Here is a 21944-nt window from a genome sequence, read left to right as displayed (position 1 = left end):
TATAATGAAGTGACTGAAGAAAAAGGAGGGTGTTGGCAATGACAAAATTAGACGCGACATTGACAATGCTAAAAGAATTAACAGATGCACGTGGTATTGCGGGTAACGAGCGTGAACCACGCGAAGTAATGAAGAAATATATTGAGCCGTTTGCGGACGAACTTTCTACTGATAATTTAGGAAGTTTAGTTGCGAAAAAAGTTGGGGAAGAAAACGGTCCAAAAATTATGGTTGCAGGTCATTTAGATGAAGTTGGCTTTATGATTACGCAAATTGATGACAAAGGTTTCCTTCGTTTCCAAACAGTTGGTGGCTGGTGGTCACAAGTTATGCTTGCGCAGCGCGTGACAATTGTAACACGTAAAGGAGATGTAACAGGTGTAATTGGTTCAAAACCACCGCACATCTTACCGCCAGAAGCGCGTAAAAAGCCAGTTGATATTAAAGACATGTTCATCGATATTGGTGCTTCTAGCCAAGAGGAGGCAATGGAGTGGGGCGTACGACCAGGAGATCAAGTTGTACCTTACTTTGAATTCCAAGTGATGAAAAATGAAAAAATGTTACTTGCAAAAGCATGGGATAACCGAATTGGTTGTGCAATTGCAATCGACGTATTAAAACAATTAAAAGATGAAAAGCATCCAAACATTGTATACGGCGTAGGGACTGTACAAGAAGAAGTTGGTCTTCGTGGAGCGAAAACATCTGCGAATTATATTAAACCAGATATCGCGTTCGCAGTAGATGTTGGTATCGCTGGAGATACGCCAGGTGTAACGGCAAAAGAAGCGCAAAGTAAAATGGGCGATGGACCACAGATCATTTTATATGATGCTTCTGTTATTGGACATACAGGTTTACGTGACTTTGTAGTTGATGTTGCTGACGAATTACAAATCCCGTATCAATATGATTCAGTAGCGGGCGGTGGAACGGATGCAGGCGCAATTCACATTTCTGTAAATGGTATTCCGTCTATGGCAATTACGATTGCGACACGCTACATTCATTCTCATGCGGCAATGTTACACCGTGATGACTATGAAAATGCAGTGAAGTTAATTGTAGAAGTTATTAAACGTCTTGATAAAGAGGCTGTACATAACATTACATTTAATTAATAGAAAAAGCGAAGGAGATTCTCCTTCGCTTTTTCTGCTTTAAAAAGGTCTTTCTAATCCTGCAGCAGTATGAGCTCCTAAAATAATTAAACGAGTTAATTGCATGGCCATAAAATGCGGGGTATAAATCATCCCTCTTTTTAACCATGACATAATCATCCCGATATGAGCTCCTGTCACATAACTAATTAAAATATCACGAGGAACCATAAGGTCTTTATCATCTGGCTGTGAAATAGACAAGCTTAATGTTAAATGTGTTTGTATTGTTTTCATCATTTTATAAGAGTAGTTTCCAGCGGCTTTATCACCAAGCATAACGTTATAGAAGTTCACATTTTCTGCAATATGTTCGAATAAAGCTAAAAAGGTTGGATTTGGTGAATCAAATGTAAGTTGAAATTCTTCTTTATTTTTATTTTTCGGTTTGATTACTTCCGTTAACTTCTCTAACATTTCTTCAATGCTTTTGTCTAATAAATCATATTTATCATGGTAATGGCTATAAAACGTAGCGCGATTTACAGGAGCACGTTCTGCAATATGTTGAACAGTTACATTTTCAAACCCTTTTTCGCCTACTAAAGCGACAAAAGCATCCTGTATGAGTTGTCTCGTCCGCTTTACACGTGGATCATTTGTATTTTTAATAGACATTTTTGCTTCTCCTCGTTTAATTTTTCACACTTAAACAACACGATGGTATTATATTGTTGTTTAAGCGACATTTCATACGTAAATTGTTGGTTGTAGATTCAAAATAATTATTTATAATTATAAACGATAGTCCTTCAGAAATCAGCACCGCTCGCAGGTAGACATATTTTAGTTTACGCTGTAAATGGTGTGATTTTTTTGTTTAAAAGTTAATATAATTAACAATTAAACAGTCTAAACAATAAGGACATGAATAGTTTAGAAAAAATTATATGCGATATAAGGAGAGGAATGCAATGAATCAGTTTCGAAGAATGGTGATTATCAACATTATCACATTAATTGTACTAGTTGGCGGCGGTATTGGCGGTTATTACTATTACAATCAAGCGGAAAATTATTTGAAAACAGAAAATGCAAAAATTGATGGAAAAGTAATTCCGATTGCATCACCAGTAGCAGGTAAATTAACTGACTGGAAAGCTGAAGTAGGAAAGAACTACAACGAGAATGATAAATTAGGTGCTGTTACTGTAGCGGCAGCAAATGGAGAGCAAACAGTAGACGTAACAATTCCGCAAAATGCAACAGTTGTACAATCAAACGCGACGACAAATGCTTTCGTTGGAGCAGGTAGCCCAATTGCTTATGCATTTGATATGAACAACTTATGGGTAACAGCAAACATTGAAGAAACAGATGTTGACGATGTACAAAAAGGTCAAGATGTAGATGTGTATGTAGATGCATACCCAGATACAACGTTATCAGGAAAAGTGGAGCAAGTGGGATTAACAACAGCGAACACATTCTCTATGTTACCATCAAGCAACGCAACAGCGAACTATACGAAAGTAACACAAGTAGTACCAGTTAAAATTTCTTTAGATCATAGCAAATCAGTAAATATTGTTCCTGGCATGAATGTGACAGTTCGTATTCATAAGTAAGGGGGAGATGAGATGTCCTCAATCGTAATTGTAGGATATGCACTATTTTGTATAATCGTCTTCTTCCTTGTAAATCGTCTTTTACGAAAGAAAAAAACGAATGTGGGAGAAGAACAAGTCCCAGCCGTAAATAAAATAGAAGTAAGTAAAGTAGAAACAGAAGAGAAAGAAATTGAACGAGAGCAAGAATCGAAAATTTCTAATGTAGTTGAGTTAGAAACAGGCAAGCAAGAAGAAGTAAAACAAGAAAAAGAAGTGCCGAAAAAGCAAATGTCTACGCCTGTAGAGAATGTGAACGTAAAAGCAGTTGTAGCTGTATTAATTCTCGGCATGTTCGTTTCTATTTTAAACCAAACAATCATTAACGTTGCATTGCCTCCGTTAATGAATGAATTTAACGTATCAACTTCAACAGCACAATGGTTAATTACAGGTTTCATGCTTGTAAATGGTATTTTAGTACCGATTAGTGCCTTTTTAGTTTCACGATTTACGTATCGCAAATTATTCGTAGCGGCAATGTTGTTCTTCACGGTAGGATCTATCATTTGTGCTACTTCAGGAAACTTTACGATGATGATGACGGGCCGTGTGATTCAAGCGGTTGGTGCAGGTATTTTAATGCCAGTTGGTATGAATATCTTCATGACACTATTCCCGCCTCATAAGCGCGGAGCAGCGATGGGATTACTAGGTGTAGCGATGATTTTAGCACCAGCTATCGGGCCAACTGTAACGGGCTGGGTGATTGAAAACTATAGCTGGAACTTAATGTTCTATGCGATGTTTATTATCGGTTTAATTATTACGTTCTTATCTTTAAAATTCTTTACACTAGCTCAGCCGGTGTCTAAAACGAAATTAGATATATTTGGTGTTGTTAGTTCAAGTATTGGACTAGGAAGCTTATTGTACGGGTTTAGTGAAGCTGGAAATAATAGTTGGACTAGTGCAGAAGTCATTATTTCACTTGTTATCGGTGTAATTGGTTTAGCGTTGTTTATTTGGAGAGAGTTAACAACAGACAATAAAATGCTTGATTTACAAGTGTTTAAATACCCAGTATTTACTTTTACTTTAGTAATTAATGCAATTGTTACGATGGCATTATTCGGAGGTATGTTATTGCTTCCGGTATATCTGCAAAACATTCGCGGTTTCACACCGATAGAATCAGGTTTATTATTACTTCCAGGATCATTAATTATGGGGATCATGGGACCTATTGCAGGTAAACTATTTGATAAGTACGGTATTCGTCCGTTAGCAATTGTCGGATTAGCCATTACAACGTTTGCGACATATGAATTCACAACGTTATCGATGGATACACCATATGGCGTTATTATGATGGATTATATTATACGTTCAATTGGTATGTCATTCATTATGATGCCAATTATGACAGCTGGTATGAACGCACTGCCGATGAAATTAATTTCTCACGGTACAGCAACGCAAAATACGTCAAGACAAGTAGCTGGTTCAATCGGAACAGCGATATTAATTACGCTTATGACGCAACAAACGACTGCTCACGTAGCAGATTATGGCAATTTGTTAACAACGACAAATCCAATTTTAGTTGATAAAGTACATGGCATGGGGCAAAGCTTAGCGGCCTTAGCTGGATCAGCGCAAGCAGGAGACGCGATGAGCACGCAACTATTATATGGACAAATTTCAAAGCTATCTGCAATTAACGGTATTAACGATGCCTTCTTAATTGCAACGATACTCGCAGGGATTGCTTGGGTGTTATCGTTCTTCTTACCATCAGGTAATAAACCAAATAGAAAAGCAGGGAATTAATTTCCCTGCTTTTTTGTCTTGTTAAAGAGTTAAATATAAAAAATGATAACCAGTTACGGAGCACAATCCTGTTATAAATAAAATTGTCCCCATAGAACGAATACTTGATATTTGTCTTCCGCTTATAATAGCTAATAGTCCAGCTAAAGAGAAGAAACTCCAATATAAGGTTCCTGAAATTGGAACCATCCCCTCTAAATCTATTCCAGAACCTATACAAATGATAGGAACAACGATAAGCGATATGCTAATGAAACCAGCTATAGTAGTAAGTGATTTACGACATTTAATACCAGTAATAATTAAAAAATACCAATGATGAATTGGCATAACATCAAAGTAAGAGCTAAAATCATCCAAGTTAATATTTAAAACACTTCTGTATTATCTCCGATAAAATATTATATATAGAATGAATCCCCTACAGACATAAGTACCCAGAAGATAACCCCTAATATGCCGGCGATAAAAATAATGAATCCCGTATTACGTATACTTTTAATCTTTGCTTGTAATCCACTCAATCCTGCCGATAACCCAGTTAAAGAAAACAGTATCCAATATAAAGTAGTTGAAATAGGGAGGATTGTATTGTTCTCCACTCCCATGCCCCAAAAAACAAAAGGTAGTGTGACAAAGGAGAAGCTAAGTAGCCCCATTAAACCAGCAAATAATTTACGATGTTTCACGCTAGTAACAATTAAAATAATACCACCGAAAAATCCACATAAAACAAGAAGTGGCATATAAACAACCCAAAGTAAGCTAAACATATATAATCTCCTTCTATGTAATGAGTTATATTTTACTACATAAGGTTTATTTTGGATATTATTAATAAATATGTATAATTTGATAGAAATGAGAAGTGATGATACGAATTAATAGATATAGAGAACGTTAGAGAGGAGGGTGCATATGAAAATTACAGAAGATAACGTTGCAATGCAGCTAAGGAAAAAGAATGAAAAAGCATTATACTTTATTATCGATCAATACGGCGGACTTATAAAAAGTATTATTCAGAAGCATTTAGCTTCGTTTCAAGATGTCCAAGAGGAATGTATGGATGATGTGTTATTGGCGATTTGAAAAACTAGAGGATAGTGTAACGAAAGTTATACTGACACCTGTCCTAACTTCTGGTGAAGAGGGAGAAAGGAAAACGAATTATCGAAAAGTATTAACGGAAGAAGAGTTTGAAGTTGTTATAAAAGAGTAAAAAAGAGGTATTGTAGTGATACCTCTTGCTTAAGATGAAAAAGCGATTACATTGGTCAAAATATGTAATAGTATTGCTGGAACAATGGATTTAGTTTGTTTGTACAATAAACAAGCGAAAATTCCAGTGACAAATGCACTAACCATAATTCCTACAGAATATGTATGGGCAATACCGAAAAGTAAACTGGAGAGAATTGCAGCTGGCCAAAAAGTAAACTTTTCTTCAAAAAAACGAAGAAAAATACCTCTGCATATAAGTTCTTCAAAAATAGGTGCCAAAATACCGCTAGATAGAATCAAGAGGAGCGGATAGTGCTCTAGTGTTGAAAGTTCTAATGCATCAGATTGTTCTTGTAGGGCTAAAGGGAATAATGTATCTAATACAAATATATCTACAAAAAGGCTAATTGCATAATAAATGAGAACATATATGTACATTTGAAAAGATTTTAAAACTTGAAAATTAATGGTAGGTAATACTAGTGTTCTCATTGGCTTGTATTTCATAATATATACGATTAATAATAGTAAGGATGCTAAATCATAGCTACTACTGCTTATAGACTCAAGTAATAGTTTATTTGTATTTGGATTAGCTTGTTCGTATAACCAAAAAGGTAATGCTATAAATATCCCAATTATCATTGGGAGGCATATCAAGAGAAAGAATAAAACTCCAATGAAGTGTAACCATGATATGTTAGTATGGTAATTTAATTTTGTGTGTAATTGCAAAAGAATCCTCCTTTTTATTATATAAGTTGAAGGGTTAGTTTATAAGAAAGATAAGGTATTATTCATAATATGAAATAACATAGCTGGAATAATGGATTTTGTTTTCTTGCATAAAATAGCCATTAATAATCCCATGAAGAAAGTAATTACCATTACCCCAAGTGAGTATGTATGAGCGATACCGAAGAAGAAGCTTGTTAAGATGGCTGCAATCCAAAAGGGAAAGCGCTCTGAGAAGAAGCGAAGTATAAAACCACGGAAAATAAGCTCTTCAAAAATTGGTGTAAGTATTGCGAAACCGAGAAGTAATAATATTTGATACTGCTTAAAAACGTCTAAGTTTAATGCGAAAGATTGCTGCTTTGTTGCGTCTTGGAACATATAATTTAACAAGATGTAATTGAGTAAAATGTTTATAGCGAAGAAAAGAAGTAAGTATACGTATGTATGCCATTCTTTAAGTGCTTTAAAGTTAAATGATTTTAATAGTAATTTTTTTGCGGGTTGAAATTTAAAAATGAAGAATAACAATACGGCTAGTTGTAATCCGATACTTGCGGTATTTACAATAGATTCATACAGGGCGATTTGTTTTTTATCTGTAAGACCGGCTGTATAAATTGTTAAGGGCATTGCGAGGAACACAGTAATAAGTCCAGTTCCGAAAAAAGCGAATAAAACGGAGCTAATAAATTGTCCCCATGACATAGAGTATTTCTGTTCATTAGAAAGTTGTGTAGCGGGTTGCATTTGTAAAATCACCTCTTTATATTTGTATATTTAATTATAAAGTATTTTATTTTTATATGTAACATTTAAATATTACATATAAAGGTGTATTTTCCATAAAATAATAAAAGAGGTATCACCCTATAGTGATGCCTCTCTCTCATTGATAACTATGTTCTGCCTTGTTATTCGATTTTAATTGCTCTATTTGCAATTCACGCTCTACTAATCGATCTAACTGCTGAATAGCTTTTAATGCTTTTTCATAAGAAATTGTTCTATAATGGTGCGCTCCGCCCGGTTCTTCATCTGCTTCGTCTGCCCATTTAATAATGTTTTGAAGAGATGTTCTTTCAATTTCTTGCTGTACTAAGAAAGAATCTGTATGAAGAAGAATCGCAATAGAAATTTCTTTTGCTAGTTTCGGATGTTCTCCTAATCTAATAAGCAATTTATGAGCTCTTTCTGCTCCTTTAATCGCATGTATATCATTCTTTTTGTACAAGTCATAGTCCCATTCTCCCTCACTGTACCATGTGTGATGTCCGATATCATGAAGGAAACCAGCTTTTGTTGCAGCATCGACTGAGGCATGATGCTTTTTCGCTAAGTGAAACGCATGGTAAGCGACAGCAATCGCGTGGACCATTCCAGAACGGTTTACATATTTTTGTGTAATGTGATGTTTAAAAACTTGTTCAAGCGTAATACGTTGCATAAAACATTCACTCCTTTTTATCTAATGGTGTCTATAAGAAAATCGATCGGTTTAAATGTATTTTGAACATTGTACTCCATAGGGATAGCGTTAGTAAAGTAGAAATGTTTAGGAGAAGAAAAATTTTATAGACATAAAAGGTCACCTTAGTTTTTTTCTAAGGTGACCTTTTATTGTTTATTTTTTTAAACCTTGCTCCAGTGTTCCTAACATTTCGTGTTTTTCATTTTCATCAGCATTTTTCCAAATGACTTCGAATAAAACGCCAAGACCTGGAAGCATTTTTTCTTCACCGCTTTGAATTGCATCGACAATCGTTTCTTGTAATTGATCTTGTGAATTTCCAGATACATTCGCTAATACAGCACCGCGTAAATTAAAACTCATTATCTTCACCTCTTCTTCAGAATTGAAACTGACGTTAGTTTTTGTTCTTTTTTATGTAAATATGTATGAAAAATAGGCTATAATGATAAGACAAGAAGAGAGGGAAATACATATTATGAAAAACATTGATTCAGTGCAAAATCCGCGTGTGAAGCAGTGGAAAAAGCTGCAGACGAAAAAAGAGCGCGATAAAAAAGGTTTATTTTTTGTAGAAGGATTCCACTTAGTGGAGGAAGCTTTAAAAGCAGGAGTTGTAACAGAACTTATCGTTTCTGATCAGACAGATCTTCCGAAAGATTGGACAGTTAATGATGTGGAAATGTATATCGTACCTGAAGCAATCGTAAAAGTACTTCGTGAAACAGAAACGACGCAAGGGGTATTTGCTGTTTGTGAGAAACACGAGAGTGCAGTAGCTCTTGCTGATGGGAAGTTTCTTTTATTAGATGGTCTTCAAGACCCAGGCAACTTAGGGACAATTATTCGTACAGCTGATGCAGCTGGTATTCATGCCGTTGTGCTTGGAGAAGGATGCGTTGATGCATATAATAGTAAAGTGCTTCGCTCTACACAAGGTTCTATTTTCCATTTACCAGTTGTCAAAGGTAACTTAGAAGAATGGGTAGACAAGTTAAAAGAAAATAACGTTCCTGTATATGGAACAGCTCTTGAAAATGGGGTTCCGTATGGTGAAGTAACACCAGCTGGTAGTTTTGCATTAATTGTAGGAAATGAAGGAAGCGGCGTAAGCCAAGAAATTCTTGCAAAAAGTGATCAAAACTTGTATATTCCGATTTACGGCGGGGCAGAATCATTAAATGTTGCGGTTGCAGCAGGGATTTTAACGTATTATTTACAAAGCCCAGTTGCGAACAAATAAAAAACTTCTTATAATAAGTTGAAGTATATTATATTAAAAGTTAAATAACGAAAAACGTTGATAGAGAAGAGTAACTTACAAAATCGCCATATAGGGAGAGAATGCCTTAGACTGAAAGCATTCTTATGGTAGACGGAAGTGAATTCACCTCTTGAGTTGACGCCAGGACCATATATATGTAAAGGCGTTCCGGTCAGAATTGATCGTTATAACTAATGAGTGGGCAGACCTGGTCTGTCAATTTAGGGTGGTACCGCGAATTTACCTCGTCCCTTTTTGGGAGCGAGGTTTTTTTATTTTTAAAATTAGGAGGGTTCCAAATGGAAGCACGTTTAAAAGAGCTAAAGCAAAAAGCGTTAGAGCTTATTGAAGAAGCGAAAGAGCTAAAGGGCTTAAACGACGTACGCGTAGCGTATTTAGGGAAAAAAGGTCCAATTACAGAAGTATTACGCGGCATGGGAAAATTATCAGCAGAAGAGCGTCCACGTATGGGAGCATTAGTAAATGAAGTACGTGAAGCAATTCAAACGCGTTTAGACGACAAAATTGGTAACTTAGAAAAAGCAGTAATTGAAGCGAAATTAGCTACTGAAACAATTGATGTTACATTACCAGGTCGTCCTGTTGAAACAGGTTGTCACCATCCGTTAACAGCTGTTGTTGAGCAAATTGAAGATGTATTCATCGGTATGGGTTATGAAGTAGCTGAAGGAACAGAAGTAGAAAAAGACTACTACAACTTCGAAGCATTAAACTTACCGAAAGATCACCCAGCGCGTGATATGCAAGATACATTCTACATTACAGAAGAAACGTTACTACGTACACATACATCTTCTGTGCAAGCACGTACGATGGAAAATAATAAAGAAAAAGGCCCAATTAAAATTATTTGTCCTGGTAAAGTGTATCGCCGCGATGATGATGATGCGACGCATTCACACCAGTTCATGCAAATTGAAGGTCTTGTAATTGATAAAAACATTCGTATGAGTGACTTAAAAGGTACACTGCAAGTATTCGTGAAAAAGATGTTCGGTGAAGATCGTGAAATCCGTCTTCGTCCAAGTTTCTTCCCATTCACAGAGCCATCTGTAGAGATGGATATTTCTTGTATGATGTGTCACGGCAAAGGTTGCGGCACTTGTAAAGGAACTGGTTGGATCGAAATTTTAGGCGCAGGTATGGTTCACCCGAACGTACTTGAAATGGCTGGTTATGATTCAAAAGAATATCAAGGTTTCGCATTCGGTATGGGCGCAGAGCGTATCGCAATGTTGAAATACGGCGTAGATGACATTCGTCATTTCTATACAAATGATGTACGTTTCTTACAACAATTCAAACGAGCGTAAGGGAAGGAGAGGATAAGTATGTTCGTATCATATCGTTGGTTACAAGAGTATGTAGATATTAAAGATGTAACAGCACAAGAACTAGCAGACAAAATCACGAAAAGTGGTATTGAAGTAGAAGGTGTTGAAGTATTAAATAAAGGTGTAAAAGGTGTTGTAGTAGGTCACGTATTAGAATGTGAAAAACACCCAGAAGCTGATAAGTTAAGCAAATGCTTAATCGATATCGGTGAAGAAGAGCCAGTTCAAATTATTTGTGGAGCTGCTAACATTGCAAAAGGTTTAAAAGTACCAGTTGCAAAAGTTGGCGCTGTACTTCCTGGAAACTTCAAAATTAAAAAAGCAAAACTACGCGGTGAAGCTTCTCACGGTATGGTTTGTGCGCTTCAAGAGCTTGGCATTGATGGAAAGTTAGTTGCGAAAGAATACGCAGACGGTATCTTCATCTTCCCAAGTGACGCTGAAGTTGGTGCAGACGCACTTGAAATTTTAAATTTACATGATGAAGTACTTGAGCTTGGTTTAACACCAAACCGTGCAGATTGCTTAAACATGCTAGGTGTTGCATATGAAGTCGCTGCTATTTATGGCCGTGAAGTAAAACTTCCAGCTATCAGCTTACAAGAAACAGCAGAAAAAACTTCTGATTACATTTCTGTAAGTGTAGAAGCGAAAGAAGAAAACCCATTATATATTGCAAAAATGGTGAAGGACGTAAAGATTGGTCCATCACCAATGTGGATGCAAACGCGCCTTATGGCAGCTGGCATTCGTCCAATTAGCAATGTAGTTGATATTACTAACTACATTTTAATGGAATACGGTCAACCGTTACATGCATTCGATTACGATAAATTAGGTTCAAAAGAAATCGTTGTTCGTCTTGCAAAAGAAGGCGAAAAAATTGAAACGTTAGATGATCAAGAGCGTACGTTACAAAGCCACCACCTTGTAATTACAAACGGAACAAAAGCTTTAGCTGTTGCTGGTGTAATGGGCGGAGCGGATTCTGAAGTTACAAATGAGACAGTGAACGTTTTAATCGAGTCTGCATACTTTGCAGGTCAAACAGTGCGCCGTACATCAAAAGACTTAGGTCTTCGTAGTGAATCAAGTGCACGTTTTGAAAAAGGAATCGACCCAACACGTACATTTGAAGCCATTCAACACGCAGCTGCTTTAATGGCGAAATACGCTGGCGGAGAAGCACTTGAAGGTGTAGTAGAAGCTGACAACTTACAAGTACAAGAGCGTACAGTATCTGTTACTGCTGAAAAAGTAAACCGTGTATTAGGTACAGATATTTCTGCAAGTGAAATGGGTACGATGTTCACAAACTTGAAGTTCCCATTCACAGAAGTAGAAGGAACATTCCATGTGAATGTACCAGCACGTCGTCCTGATATTACAATTTCAGAAGACTTAGTCGAAGAAGTGGGCCGTCTATACGGTTATGATCACATTCCAGTTACATTGCCTTCTGGAACGATGACTCGTGGTAAATTAACAGCAGCACAAACGAAACGTCGTAGAGTACGTCGCTTCTTAGAAGGTGCTGGTTTATATGAAGCAATCACATATTCATTAACAAGCGCTGACAAAGCGAAACAATATATGGTTGAGCCTAACGAAAAGGCGCCTGTAAACCTTGCACTTCCAATGAGTGAAGAGCGTAGCCAACTTCGTTTAAGCTTAGTGCCACAATTGTTAGAAGCAGTTTCATACAATGTTGCACGTAAAAACGATAGCGTTGCTTTATACGAAGTAGGTTCTATCTTCTTACCAACAGAAGCAGGAGAACTTCCGAAAGAAGAACAACATCTTGCAGGTGTTATGACAGGTCTTGCTCTTCACCATGCATGGCAAGGTGAGAAGAAAGTAGTAGACTTCTTCGTTGTGAAAGGTGTACTAGAAGGATTATTCGACGTACTTGGCGTTGCAAACCAAATCACATATGCACCAGCAAAACGTGAAGGTATGCACCCAGGTCGTACAGCTGACATCGTATTAGATGGCGAAGTAATTGGTTTCATCGGTCAATTGCACCCAGAAGCAGAAAAACAATTAGATGTAAAAAATACATTCGTATTCGAACTATCTCTTGTAAAAGTATTCGGTGCAGACGCAGAAGAAACTTACTACGCAGCAATTCCACGTTTCCCATCTATGACACGTGATATGGCTGTTGTCGTAACGAAAGAAACAAAAGCTGGCGAAATGAAGCAAGTCATTGCTGAAGCTGGTGGAGAACTTCTGAAAGACGTAACGTTATTCGACTTATACGAAGGTGAAAAAATGGAAGAAGGTAAGAAATCACTTGCATTCTCTATGACCTACTTTGATGCAGAACGTACGTTAACAGACGAAGAAGTAACAGAAGCACATAACCGTGTATTAACAACGGTAGAAGAGAAATTTGGTGCGGAGTTACGTAAGTAATACAAGATTGCCGGATTCAGTCCGGCAATTTTTTTATGGCACGATTGTCGATATATGATAAAAATCGCCGATAAATATTAAGGTATCTTGCATCTTTCTCTCGAATGTAGTACATTAATTTTAGTTTAACAAAATGAAAGACGATGATAAGGAAAAGTAGTATATACTATAATCCAAAGCGAGTCAGGGACGGTGAGAGCCTGATGAGGCGGTATATGTGAAGAACACCTTGGAGTTGCTAACCGAAATTGAAACTTATATTCAAGAGTAGACTTAGACGGGAATCCGGCCTGTTACAAACCGGGAAGTATGTATTACATACGAGTTAAAGTTGGTCTTTATGACAAATTGGGTGGTACCGCGAAGTTTAACCTTTCGTCCCTTTATGGATGAAAGGTTTTTTTGTATTTAAATATATCAGCAAAGGAGAATTTCACTATGGAAAACACATTAGTAAAAAGTCTGTATAGAGATACAGATAAATACGCAGGTCAAACAGTACAAGTATCAGGGTGGATTCGTAACTTACGTGATTCAAAAGCATTTGGTTTCATCGAATTAAACGACGGTAGCTTCTTCAAAAGCGTTCAAATCGTTTTCGATACAGAGTTAGAAAACTTCAAAGAAATTGCAAAACTTCCACTTAGCTCTTCAGTTAAAGTAGAAGGTACAGTAATTGCAACGCCTGGAGCGAAGCAACCATTTGAAATTAAAGCAGAAAAAATTGATATCGAGGGCTTATCAGATTCTGATTACCCACTTCAAAAGAAACGTCACACGTTTGAATACTTACGTACAATCGCTCACTTACGTCCAAGAACAAATGCATTCTCTGCAACGTTCCGTGTACGTTCTGTCGCAGCGTTTGCGATTCACCAGTTCTTCCAAGAGCGTGGATTCGTACATGTTCACACACCAATCATTACTGGTAGTGATACAGAAGGTGCAGGCGAAATGTTCCGTGTAACAACGCAAGATTTAAACAACGTACCAAAAGGTGAAGACGGACAAGTTGATGAATCAAAAGACTTCTTCGGTAAAGAAACAAACTTAACAGTAAGTGGACAGCTGAACGCTGAAGCTTATGCATTAGCATTCCGTGACGTATACACATTCGGACCTACATTCCGTGCGGAAAACTCAAACACAACTCGCCACGCTGCTGAGTTCTGGATGGTTGAGCCGGAGATTGCATTCGCTGAATTAGGCGATGTAATGGATCTTACAGAAGATATGCTGAAATATGCAATGAAATACGTACTAGAGCATGCACCAGAAGAAATGGAATTCTTCAACAGCTTCGTTGATAAAACAGTTCTAGAGCGCATGAATAACGTAATCAACTCTGACTTCGGTCGTATCACATATACAGAAGCAATTAAAGTGCTTCAAGAGTCAGGCGCTGACTTCAAATACCCAGTAGAATGGGGTATTGACTTACAAACAGAGCACGAAAGATACTTATCAGAAGAAATCTTCAAACGCCCTGTATTCGTAACTGACTATCCGAAAGACATTAAAGCGTTCTACATGCGTATGAATGAAGATGGAAAAACAGTAGCTGCTACTGACCTTCTAGTTCCTGGCATCGGCGAATTAATCGGCGGAAGCCAACGTGAAGAAAGAATGGACGTTTTAGTAGACAGAATTAAAGAACTAGGTATGAACGAAGAGGACTACTGGTGGTACTTAGAACTTAGAAAATACGGCGGTACAAAACATGCTGGATTCGGCCTAGGTTTCGAGCGCTTCCTAATGTACATCACTGGCATGGCTAACATCCGTGACGTAATTCCATTCCCAAGAACTCCAGGTTCTTCTGAATTCTAAAATATGAAAAAAGCGAGAGGGTTTCCTCTCGCTTTTTATTTTGCATAGTTTATTACCTCATAGCAAAAAGTAATGCGAAGGGGTGAATATAAATGAGTAAAAAAGTGAAAAAAGATCATTCAAGAGCAAGCCTAGGTTCTCCAGAAGTAGAAGGACAAGGAACGACGACGCATGAAACAGGTTCTCATAAAGTATCTTCATCAAATAAGAAGCAGAAAAGAAGTTGACATAAAAAAGGAGAGTCTTGGCGGCTCTCCTTTTTTATATGTATTACACCTTATTATCATTAATTTCTTTTGTAATTTTATCTACATCTTTGTCTAATCGATCTAAATAGAAAAACCACATTAAGCTCATGAGCACGTAATAGATGGCCATCACACCAAGACTATCAGATAAATTTTCGAATGTGGATTTAGTAGTGAAAAAAGCTCCCCAAATGGTAGAAATAGTGAGGTAAGAAAGTGGGCCTACGAGATGTACGAAAACATATAATAACTTTTTAACTTTTACAGCGTTCATATGAACTCCCTCCTTATGTAAACAATCCTTTTCTTCTAATCATAAATTCAAGTTCCTCACAGAAGTGTTGTAGTTTTGCTGGATTATGTATTAACAAGCGGGCATCGTGTTTTCCGATAAATCTTCGAATCCGAAAGTTTAATAAGAAAGACCGGCCGTAACGCTCTATTAAATCGTTGAACTCTCGTTGCTCACTTAGTAGCTGAATGTTTTCTCTAATTTCAAACTGTCTTTCGTGTGGATCACCTAGTAAAATATTTAGAATCATTTGTAGAAGTAGCAATGGGAATCTCCTCCTGTGTTAGAATAATCTGTATATTTTAATTGTAACAAAAATATAAGGTTAATAGTAGAGTGAAACAAAAAACAGGAGTTTGTAGGCTCCTGTTTTTGTCGATACTATTTTAATAAGCGAAGCGCCTTCTCCCTATTAGCGAAATGCATTTTCACAAACTCAGGTAATCTTTCTTCACCAAGTTTTTGAATTAATTTAGCAGCGGCGATATCAACTTGTTTACCAGCTCCTTTTGGAAGTGGCATACCAGCTTTTTTGCTTAGTTCGTCAAACTGTTTTACGAATGAGTAACGAGCTAAAATAGAAGCAGCAGCTACCGCTAAATGGACGCTTTCACCTTTCGTCGCGAAGTAAACATTTTCACGCTGTACCTGCTTTTGTTTTGCTAAGTATTTGTAGTATGTATCAGGTTGTGTGAATTGATCGATTAAGACGCCTTCAGGTTTTGTAGGTGCGATTTTTGCTAATAAGTTTGTAATAGCTTTATTATGTAGTAAAGCTTTTAACTTACCTTGGTTGTTTCCTTTATCAAATAGTTCGTTATATTTTTCGTTATGAAGGACAAGAGAGCTGTAAGGAACAACGTGTAGAAGTTGTTTCGCAATGGCAGAAATTTGATCGTCATTTAAGTTTTTAGAGTCTTTTACACCAAGTTCTTTTAAAAGTGGAATTTGCTTCGCGTCCACATATACAGCAACGACTGTCATCGGTCCGAAGAAATCACCAGTACCAACTTCATCTGACCCTACGATAGACATTGTACCGATGGAAGCAGGGGGTGCATAACGGTGTGAATCGACAGATTTTTTTACAGCTGTTTTCGGTGTTTGAGAGACAGTTTGCCAACGAGAAGCTTCTGCTTCAGCACGGCCTCCTTGGAACATTACTTTTCCAGATTTATAAGCTGTAATCGTGCAAGATGGCACCTTTGCCATGAAGATTCCGCCTTGTGGGGTTTTTGGGCTAAGCGCTTGTTTATATTGTTGTTTCATGTCTTCAATTACTGTAGAACTTGTTTGTATTACGATAGAATTTGACAAGATGGTCACTCCTTTTTTATATTGTTATTTTTATCATATCGGATTGTTCTTTCTGTTTCCATATTATGAAGGTTCATGGTATGATAAACTTTAGGATTCTGTACGTGATTGGAGGCCGGTGAGTTGTCACAACAAAAGGGAAAGAAAAGTCGAATTAATGTAGAAATCTATGGTCAACAATATTCAGTTGTTGGCGATGAAAGTACAAGTCATATCCGCATGGTAGCAGCGATTGTGGATGATAAAATGCGCGAACTCAATGCCAAGAATCCTTCGCTTGACACGAGTAGACTAGCGGTATTGACGGCGGTAAACGTCATACACGATTACATAAAATTAAAAGAAGAACATGAGAAATTGAAAGAAAGTATGACAAAAAAAGGAATGGAATAACATGATTGATATTATTATCATTTTACTGCTTGTTATGGGATTTTTCCTCGGCTTACGCAGAGGGTTTATTCTGCAACTTGTAAAGTTAACAAGCTTTATTATCGCATACCTTGTTGCATACTGGTACTGTAAAGATTTAGCGCCAGCACTTGCGAAATTTATTCCGTATCCATTTGATAAAAACGTATCTGTTCCAGAATGGATTGATGCAAATAATATTGAGACAGTATTTTATCAAGCACTTGCGTTTATCATATTGTTTATTATTACAAAAATTGCACTTTCATTACTTGGTAATTTGTTAAATATGTTTGCAGAAATACCGGTTTTAAAGCAAGTCAATGCGTTTGCGGGGGCAATCCTCGGATTTTTAGAAGTATATATTATTTTGTTTGTTTTAATTATTGTTGGAAATATTCTTCCAATTGAACAAATACAAACACCATTACAAAAATCATCAATTAGCAAAATAATTGTAGACGATACACCGATTCTCTCTGAAAAGGTGAAGGAACTATGGCAGACAGGTAGCAGAGTATAACTTCTCTTTTTTCGGAAAGAGGAGTTTTTTTCTATGAAAGAAAGGCGGGGCAATGATGAAGGTAAATAAAAAACAAGTTATTAAATTATTAGAGACAATCGGCCTGTTTATGGAACTAAAGGGCGCGAATCCATTTAAAATATCTGCATTTCGTAAAGCGGCAGCAGCATTAGAAAGTGATGATCGTAGTCTTTCTGAGATTGAAGATTTTACGAAGATTCCGGGCATTGGAAAAGGAACAGCAGCAGTTATTCAAGAATATATAGAATCGGGAACATCTGAAGTATTACAAGAGCTTGAGAAAGAAGTGCCAAGTAGCTTATTACCGTTATTAAAATTACCAGGTCTTGGTGGTAAAAAGGTAGCTAAGTTATATAAAGAACTTGGTGTTGTTGATATGGAATCGCTAAAAGCGGTTTGTGAGGAAAATAAAGTACAAGCTTTAGCTGGTTTCGGTAAGAAGACAGAAGAGAAAATATTAGAAGCAATCGATCAAGTAGGATCTCGTCCAGAGCGTTTACCAATCTCAATGGTATTGCCTATTGCCGGGGAAATAGAGGAGAAATTGTCGAATATTGCTGAAGTAATTCGTTTCTCTCGTGCTGGTAGTTTGCGCCGCGTTCGTGAAACGGTGAAAGATTTAGACTTTATCATTGCGACAACAGAACCAGCGGCAGTGCGTGAGCATTTACTGCAATTTGATAATATGATTGAAGTCATTGCAAGTGGAGATACGAAAGTTTCTGTTCGTCTTCAATATGAATATGATATTTCAATCGATTTCCGTTTAGTAAAACCTGAAGAATTTATTACAACTCTTCACCATTTCACAGGATCAAAAGACCATAACGTAAAAATGCGCCAAATCGCAAAAGATAGAGGCGAGAAAATTAGTGAGTACGGTGTAGAAAACTTAGAAACAGGCGAAGTGAAGACATTTGAAACAGAAGAGGAATTCTTTGCTCATTTCGGCCTTCCATTTATCCCGCCAGAAGTGCGTGAAGATGGAAAAGAAATTGAATTAATTAAAGAGTATCCAAATTTAATTCAGTTCTCTAATATACAAGGTGATTTACATATGCATACAACGTGGAGTGACGGTGCCTTTTCAATTGAGGAAATGGTACAAGCATGTCGTGCTCGTGGTTATAAATTTATGGCAATTACCGACCACTCTCAATACTTAAAAGTAGCGAATGGTTTAACGAAAGAGCGCCTTCGTGAACAAGCGAAAGAAATTGAACGTATGAACGAAAAGTATCCAGACATTACAATTTTACGCGGAATTGAAATGGACATTTTACCGGATGCAACACTTGATTTTGATGATGAAGTGTTAGCAGAATTAGATTATGTCATTGGAGCGATTCATTCTAGCTTCTCACAAGACCGTGAAACGATTATGAAACGTCTTCGTGCTGCGCTTGAGAATAAACATGTCACAATGATTGCTCATCCGACAGGACGTCTCCTTGGACGCCGCGCAGGCTATGATGTAGATACAGATTTATTAATCGAGCTCGCAAAAGAAACAAATACAGTTTTAGAATTAAATGCGAATCCAAACCGTCTAGATTTAAGCGCGAAATTATTAAAACAAGCACAAGATGCGGGTGTAAAAATAGCGATTAATACGGATGCTCATACACTTGAAATGTTAGAAGATATGGAAACAGGTGTAGCAGCAGCACGTAAAGGTTGGATTCAAAAAGATAACGTGATTAACACGTGGGATATTGAACGTTTATTAGACTATATTAAACGTAATAAGTAACACAAGGGGGACCTGCAACATGTTAGAAAGAACGTTGCGTGTATTAGAATATAATAAAGTAAAAGAACAATTACTTGAACATACAGCCTCTTCACTTGGCCGTGACAAAGTGAAGCATTTAGTGCCAAGCACTGATTTTGAAGAAATTGTAGAAATGCAAGATACAACGGATGAAGCAGCGAAAGTCATTCGTTTAAAAGGTAGTGCACCATTAGGTGGTATTACGGATATTCGCTCAAATGTGAAGCGTGCAAAGATTGGAAGTATGTTAAGCCCAAATGAACTACTTGATATTGCCAATACGATGTACGGTAGTCGTAATATGAAACGTTTCATCGAAGATATGGTTGATAATGGTGTCGAGCTTCCAATTTTAGAAACTCATGTCGCTCAAATTGTATCTTTATATGATTTAGAAAAGAAAATTACAAATTGTATCGGTGATGGCGGTGAAGTAGTCGATAGCGCAAGTGATAAACTGCGCGGTATTCGTACTCAAATTCGTACTGCAGAAAGCCGTATTCGTGAAAAGTTAGAAAACATGACGCGTTCTTCCAACGCGCAAAAGATGCTATCTGACGCGATTGTAACGATTCGTAACGAACGTTACGTAATCCCAGTAAAACAAGAATACCGCGGCGTATACGGCGGTATTGTCCACGATCAATCAGCTTCTGGGCAAACGTTATTTATTGAACCACAAGTCATTGTAGAGTTAAATAACGCGCTTCAAGAAGCACGAGTGAAAGAAAAACAAGAAATCGAACGCATCTTATTGATGTTAACAGAAGAAGTGGCAGTAGAAGCGGATATCGTTTTATCTAACGTAGAAGTAGTGGCGAATCTTGACTTTATCTTTGCGAAAGCTTTTTATGCGAAGCGTATAAAAGCAACGAAGCCAATCGTAAATAACGAGCGTTATATGGATTTAAGACAAGCACGTCATCCGCTTATTGATCCAGAAATTATCGTGCCAAATAACATTATGTTAGGTAAAGATTTCACGACAATTGTTATTACAGGACCGAATACAGGTGGTAAAACAGTTACGCTGAAAACAGTTGGTATTTGTGTGTTAATGGCGCAATCTGGTCTTCACATTCCAGTAATGGACGAGTCAGAGATTTGTGTATTTAAAAATATCTTTGCTGATATCGGTGATGAGCAATCGATTGAACAAAGTTTAAGTACGTTCTCTTCACATATGGTGAACATTGTTGATATTTTAGAAAAAGCTGATTTCGAAAGCTTAGTTTTATTCGATGAATTAGGTGCTGGAACGGACCCGCAAGAAGGAGCTGCACTAGCAATTTCAATTTTAGATGAAGTATGTAATCGCGGTGCTCGCGTTGTTGCTACGACGCATTATCCAGAACTAAAAGCATACGGATATAACCGTGAGCAAGTTATTAATGCGAGTGTAGAGTTCGACGTGAATACATTAAGCCCAACGTATAAATTATTAATCGGTGTACCAGGGCGTAGTAATGCCTTCGAAATTTCAAAACGCCTTGGATTATCTGATCGCGTTATTGATCAAGCTCGTAATCACATTAGTACAGATACAAACAAAATTGAAAATATGATTGCGAAGTTAGAAGAAAGTCAAAAGAACGCAGAGCGTGACTGGAACGAGGCAGAAGCACTTCGTAAGCAATCTGAAAAACTGCATCGCGAATTACAGCGTCAAATTATTGAATTTAATGATGAGCGCGATGAAAAATTATTAAAAGCGCAAAAAGAAGGGGAAGAAAAAGTCGAAGCTGCAAAGAAAGAAGCAGAAGGCATTATTCAAGAACTTCGTCAATTGCGTAAAGCACAGCTTGTAAACGTGAAAGACCATGAGCTTATTGAAGCGAAGAGCCGTCTAGAAGGTGCGGCGCCAGAGCTTGTGAAGAAACAAAAAGTAAACGTGAAAAACACTGCGCCAAAACAACAATTACGCGCAGGCGATGAAGTAAAAGTATTAACGTTCGGTCAAAAAGGTCAATTACTTGAAAAGGTAAGTGATACAGAGTGGAACGTACAAATTGGTATTCTGAAGATGAAAGTGAAAGAATCCAATATGGAATACATTAATACACCGAAGCAAACTGAGAAAAAAGCAGTTGCAAGTGTGAAGGGTAGAGATTATCACGTTTCTTTAGAGCTTGACCTCCGCGGTGAACGTTATGAAGATGCAATGATGCGCGTTGAGAAATATTTAGACGATGCACAGCTTGCAAGCTATCCTCGTGTATCAATTATTCACGGTAAAGGAACAGGAGCGCTTCGCCAAGGTGTACAAGATTACTTGAAGAAACATCGCGGTGTGAAGAACTACCGTTACGGTGACATGGGCGAGGGAGGCCTAGGCGTAACAGTTGTCGAATTAAAATAGCAAACAACGAAACAAAGGGGAAACCATTATATGTTTATGGACAAACTTGCAAAAGTATTGTTAGCTTGTTGCGGAATATTTTTGGTGATTGGGGTTATTTATTTAGTTGTTTTTGCGAAGTAAAAGAGCGTCAATCGTGGCAGAGTGATATTGCCATAG

Annotated in this window: 21 protein-coding genes, 3 pseudogenes and 2 other annotated features; of the genes and pseudogenes, 14 read left to right on the top strand and 10 right to left on the bottom strand. The window is 37.3% G+C overall.

Features of this window, described 5'->3' with window-relative positions:
- Nucleotides 1-38: 38 nt before the first annotated feature.
- Nucleotides 39-1124, top strand: a complete 1086-nt coding sequence (locus ACTFOB_RS05700) for a M42 family metallopeptidase (protein ID WP_151633339.1) — start codon at nt 39-41, stop codon at nt 1122-1124.
- Nucleotides 1125-1163: 39 nt separating this feature from the next.
- On the opposite strand, the gene ACTFOB_RS05695 is transcribed toward ACTFOB_RS05700, so the two are convergent.
- Entirely contained in the window at nt 1164-1781 is a 618-nt protein-coding gene (locus ACTFOB_RS05695) for a TetR/AcrR family transcriptional regulator (protein WP_151633341.1), read from the bottom strand.
- 296 nt (nt 1782-2077) lie between these two features.
- Between ACTFOB_RS05695 and ACTFOB_RS05690 the strand changes: the two genes are divergently transcribed.
- Both ACTFOB_RS05690 and ACTFOB_RS05685 read left to right on the top strand, forming a co-directional pair.
- A complete protein-coding gene (locus ACTFOB_RS05690) occupies nt 2078-2731 on the top strand; it encodes an HlyD family secretion protein (protein WP_071710402.1) in 654 nt (217 codons plus the stop codon).
- 12 nt (nt 2732-2743) lie between these two features.
- Nucleotides 2744-4543, top strand: coding sequence for a DHA2 family efflux MFS transporter permease subunit (locus ACTFOB_RS05685; protein ID WP_440024959.1), 1800 nt, complete (start codon nt 2744-2746; stop codon nt 4541-4543).
- 21 nt (nt 4544-4564) lie between these two features.
- Here the strand turns inward: ACTFOB_RS05685 and ACTFOB_RS05680 are convergent.
- Together ACTFOB_RS05680 and ACTFOB_RS05675 are read right to left on the bottom strand one after the other, a co-directional pair.
- A pseudogene (locus ACTFOB_RS05680) lies at nt 4565-4899 on the bottom strand (ammonia permease).
- A gap of 45 nt (nt 4900-4944) precedes the next feature.
- On the bottom strand, nt 4945-5316 hold the full coding sequence (locus ACTFOB_RS05675; RefSeq protein WP_440024957.1) for a DNA-binding protein: 372 nt from the start codon (nt 5314-5316) through the stop codon (nt 4945-4947).
- 145 nt (nt 5317-5461) lie between these two features.
- On the opposite strand from ACTFOB_RS05675, the pseudogene ACTFOB_RS05670 reads away from it, so the two are divergent.
- Nucleotides 5462-5632 (top strand): annotated as a pseudogene (locus ACTFOB_RS05670) (sigma-70 family RNA polymerase sigma factor); the annotation flags it as partial.
- A pseudogene (locus tag ACTFOB_RS05665) lies at nt 5622-5765 on the top strand (DUF4179 domain-containing protein); the annotation flags it as partial. The pseudogenes ACTFOB_RS05670 and ACTFOB_RS05665, both read left to right, overlap by 11 nt.
- A gap of 29 nt (nt 5766-5794) precedes the next feature.
- Here the strand turns inward: ACTFOB_RS05665 and ACTFOB_RS05660 are convergent.
- The 4 genes from ACTFOB_RS05660 to sspI form a co-directional block, all read right to left on the bottom strand.
- Entirely contained in the window at nt 5795-6502 is a 708-nt protein-coding gene (locus ACTFOB_RS05660; RefSeq protein ID WP_440024956.1) for a lysostaphin resistance A-like protein, read from the bottom strand.
- Nucleotides 6503-6541: 39 nt separating this feature from the next.
- Entirely contained in the window at nt 6542-7252 is a 711-nt protein-coding gene (locus ACTFOB_RS05655; RefSeq protein WP_440024955.1) for a lysostaphin resistance A-like protein, read from the bottom strand.
- A gap of 139 nt (nt 7253-7391) precedes the next feature.
- Nucleotides 7392-7949, bottom strand: coding sequence for an HD domain-containing protein (locus ACTFOB_RS05650; RefSeq protein ID WP_440024954.1), 558 nt, complete (start codon nt 7947-7949; stop codon nt 7392-7394).
- Between the two features lie 177 nt (nt 7950-8126).
- Nucleotides 8127-8336, bottom strand: a complete 210-nt coding sequence (gene sspI, locus ACTFOB_RS05645) for a small acid-soluble spore protein SspI (protein WP_000009511.1) — start codon at nt 8334-8336, stop codon at nt 8127-8129.
- A gap of 82 nt (nt 8337-8418) precedes the next feature.
- On the opposite strand from sspI, the gene ACTFOB_RS05640 reads away from it, so the two are divergent.
- The 5 genes from ACTFOB_RS05640 (at nt 8419) to ACTFOB_RS05620 (ending at nt 15067) form a co-directional block, all read left to right on the top strand.
- The gene (locus tag ACTFOB_RS05640; protein ID WP_440024952.1) at nt 8419-9216 is read left to right on the top strand and encodes a TrmH family RNA methyltransferase; all 798 of its coding nucleotides are present in this window, start codon (nt 8419-8421) and stop codon (nt 9214-9216) included.
- Between the two features lie 48 nt (nt 9217-9264).
- Nucleotides 9265-9493, top strand: a binding site (T-box leader).
- 43 nt (nt 9494-9536) lie between these two features.
- Nucleotides 9537-10571 (top strand): phenylalanine--tRNA ligase subunit alpha, encoded by a 1035-nt coding sequence (gene pheS, locus ACTFOB_RS05635; RefSeq protein WP_000388217.1) that lies wholly within the window; start codon nt 9537-9539, stop codon nt 10569-10571.
- Between the two features lie 18 nt (nt 10572-10589).
- Nucleotides 10590-13010, top strand: coding sequence for a phenylalanine--tRNA ligase subunit beta (pheT, locus tag ACTFOB_RS05630; protein WP_440024950.1), 2421 nt, complete (start codon nt 10590-10592; stop codon nt 13008-13010).
- 134 nt (nt 13011-13144) lie between these two features.
- Nucleotides 13145-13396 (top strand) — a binding site (T-box leader).
- Nucleotides 13397-13448: 52 nt separating this feature from the next.
- A complete protein-coding gene (gene asnS / locus ACTFOB_RS05625; protein WP_000432172.1) occupies nt 13449-14840 on the top strand; it encodes an asparagine--tRNA ligase in 1392 nt (463 codons plus the stop codon).
- A gap of 92 nt (nt 14841-14932) precedes the next feature.
- Complete coding sequence (locus ACTFOB_RS05620; protein WP_098275892.1) at nt 14933-15067, top strand: YuzL family protein; 135 nt, start codon at nt 14933-14935, stop codon at nt 15065-15067.
- A gap of 43 nt (nt 15068-15110) precedes the next feature.
- Here the strand turns inward: ACTFOB_RS05620 and ACTFOB_RS05615 are convergent, their stop codons facing one another.
- The 3 genes from ACTFOB_RS05615 to rnhC all read right to left on the bottom strand — a co-directional run bounded on the left by ACTFOB_RS05615 (nt 15111) and on the right by rnhC (nt 16697).
- The gene (locus ACTFOB_RS05615; protein ID WP_440024948.1) at nt 15111-15362 is read right to left on the bottom strand and encodes a hypothetical protein; all 252 of its coding nucleotides are present in this window, start codon (nt 15360-15362) and stop codon (nt 15111-15113) included.
- Between the two features lie 13 nt (nt 15363-15375).
- Nucleotides 15376-15645 (bottom strand): hypothetical protein, encoded by a 270-nt coding sequence (locus ACTFOB_RS05610; protein ID WP_088315488.1) that lies wholly within the window; start codon nt 15643-15645, stop codon nt 15376-15378.
- A 116-nt stretch (nt 15646-15761) separates the two neighbouring features.
- A complete protein-coding gene (gene rnhC, locus ACTFOB_RS05605) occupies nt 15762-16697 on the bottom strand; it encodes a ribonuclease HIII (protein ID WP_440024947.1) in 936 nt (311 codons plus the stop codon).
- Nucleotides 16698-16820: 123 nt separating this feature from the next.
- Between rnhC and zapA the strand changes: the two genes are divergently transcribed.
- From zapA to ACTFOB_RS05585, 4 genes are read left to right on the top strand one after another with little or no spacing between them, the layout of a single operon-like run.
- Nucleotides 16821-17090, top strand: coding sequence for a cell division protein ZapA (zapA, locus tag ACTFOB_RS05600; RefSeq protein WP_000082701.1), 270 nt, complete (start codon nt 16821-16823; stop codon nt 17088-17090).
- Between the two features lies 1 nt (nt 17091).
- Nucleotides 17092-17631 (top strand): CvpA family protein, encoded by a 540-nt coding sequence (locus ACTFOB_RS05595; RefSeq protein WP_000565411.1) that lies wholly within the window; start codon nt 17092-17094, stop codon nt 17629-17631.
- Between the two features lie 55 nt (nt 17632-17686).
- Nucleotides 17687-19405 (top strand): DNA polymerase/3'-5' exonuclease PolX, encoded by a 1719-nt coding sequence (polX, locus tag ACTFOB_RS05590; protein ID WP_440024945.1) that lies wholly within the window; start codon nt 17687-17689, stop codon nt 19403-19405.
- A 19-nt stretch (nt 19406-19424) separates the two neighbouring features.
- Nucleotides 19425-21785, top strand: coding sequence for an endonuclease MutS2 (locus ACTFOB_RS05585; protein ID WP_440024944.1), 2361 nt, complete (start codon nt 19425-19427; stop codon nt 21783-21785).
- The last annotated feature ends 159 nt before the right edge of the window (nt 21786-21944 follow it).

The organism is Bacillus cereus group sp. MYBK79-1, from assembly GCF_051915365.1.
Classification (GTDB): Bacteria; Bacillota; Bacilli; order Bacillales; family Bacillaceae_G; genus Bacillus_A.
The sequence above is the reverse complement of the archived record's forward strand: the minus strand, read 5'-3'. Positions and strand labels throughout refer to the sequence as shown.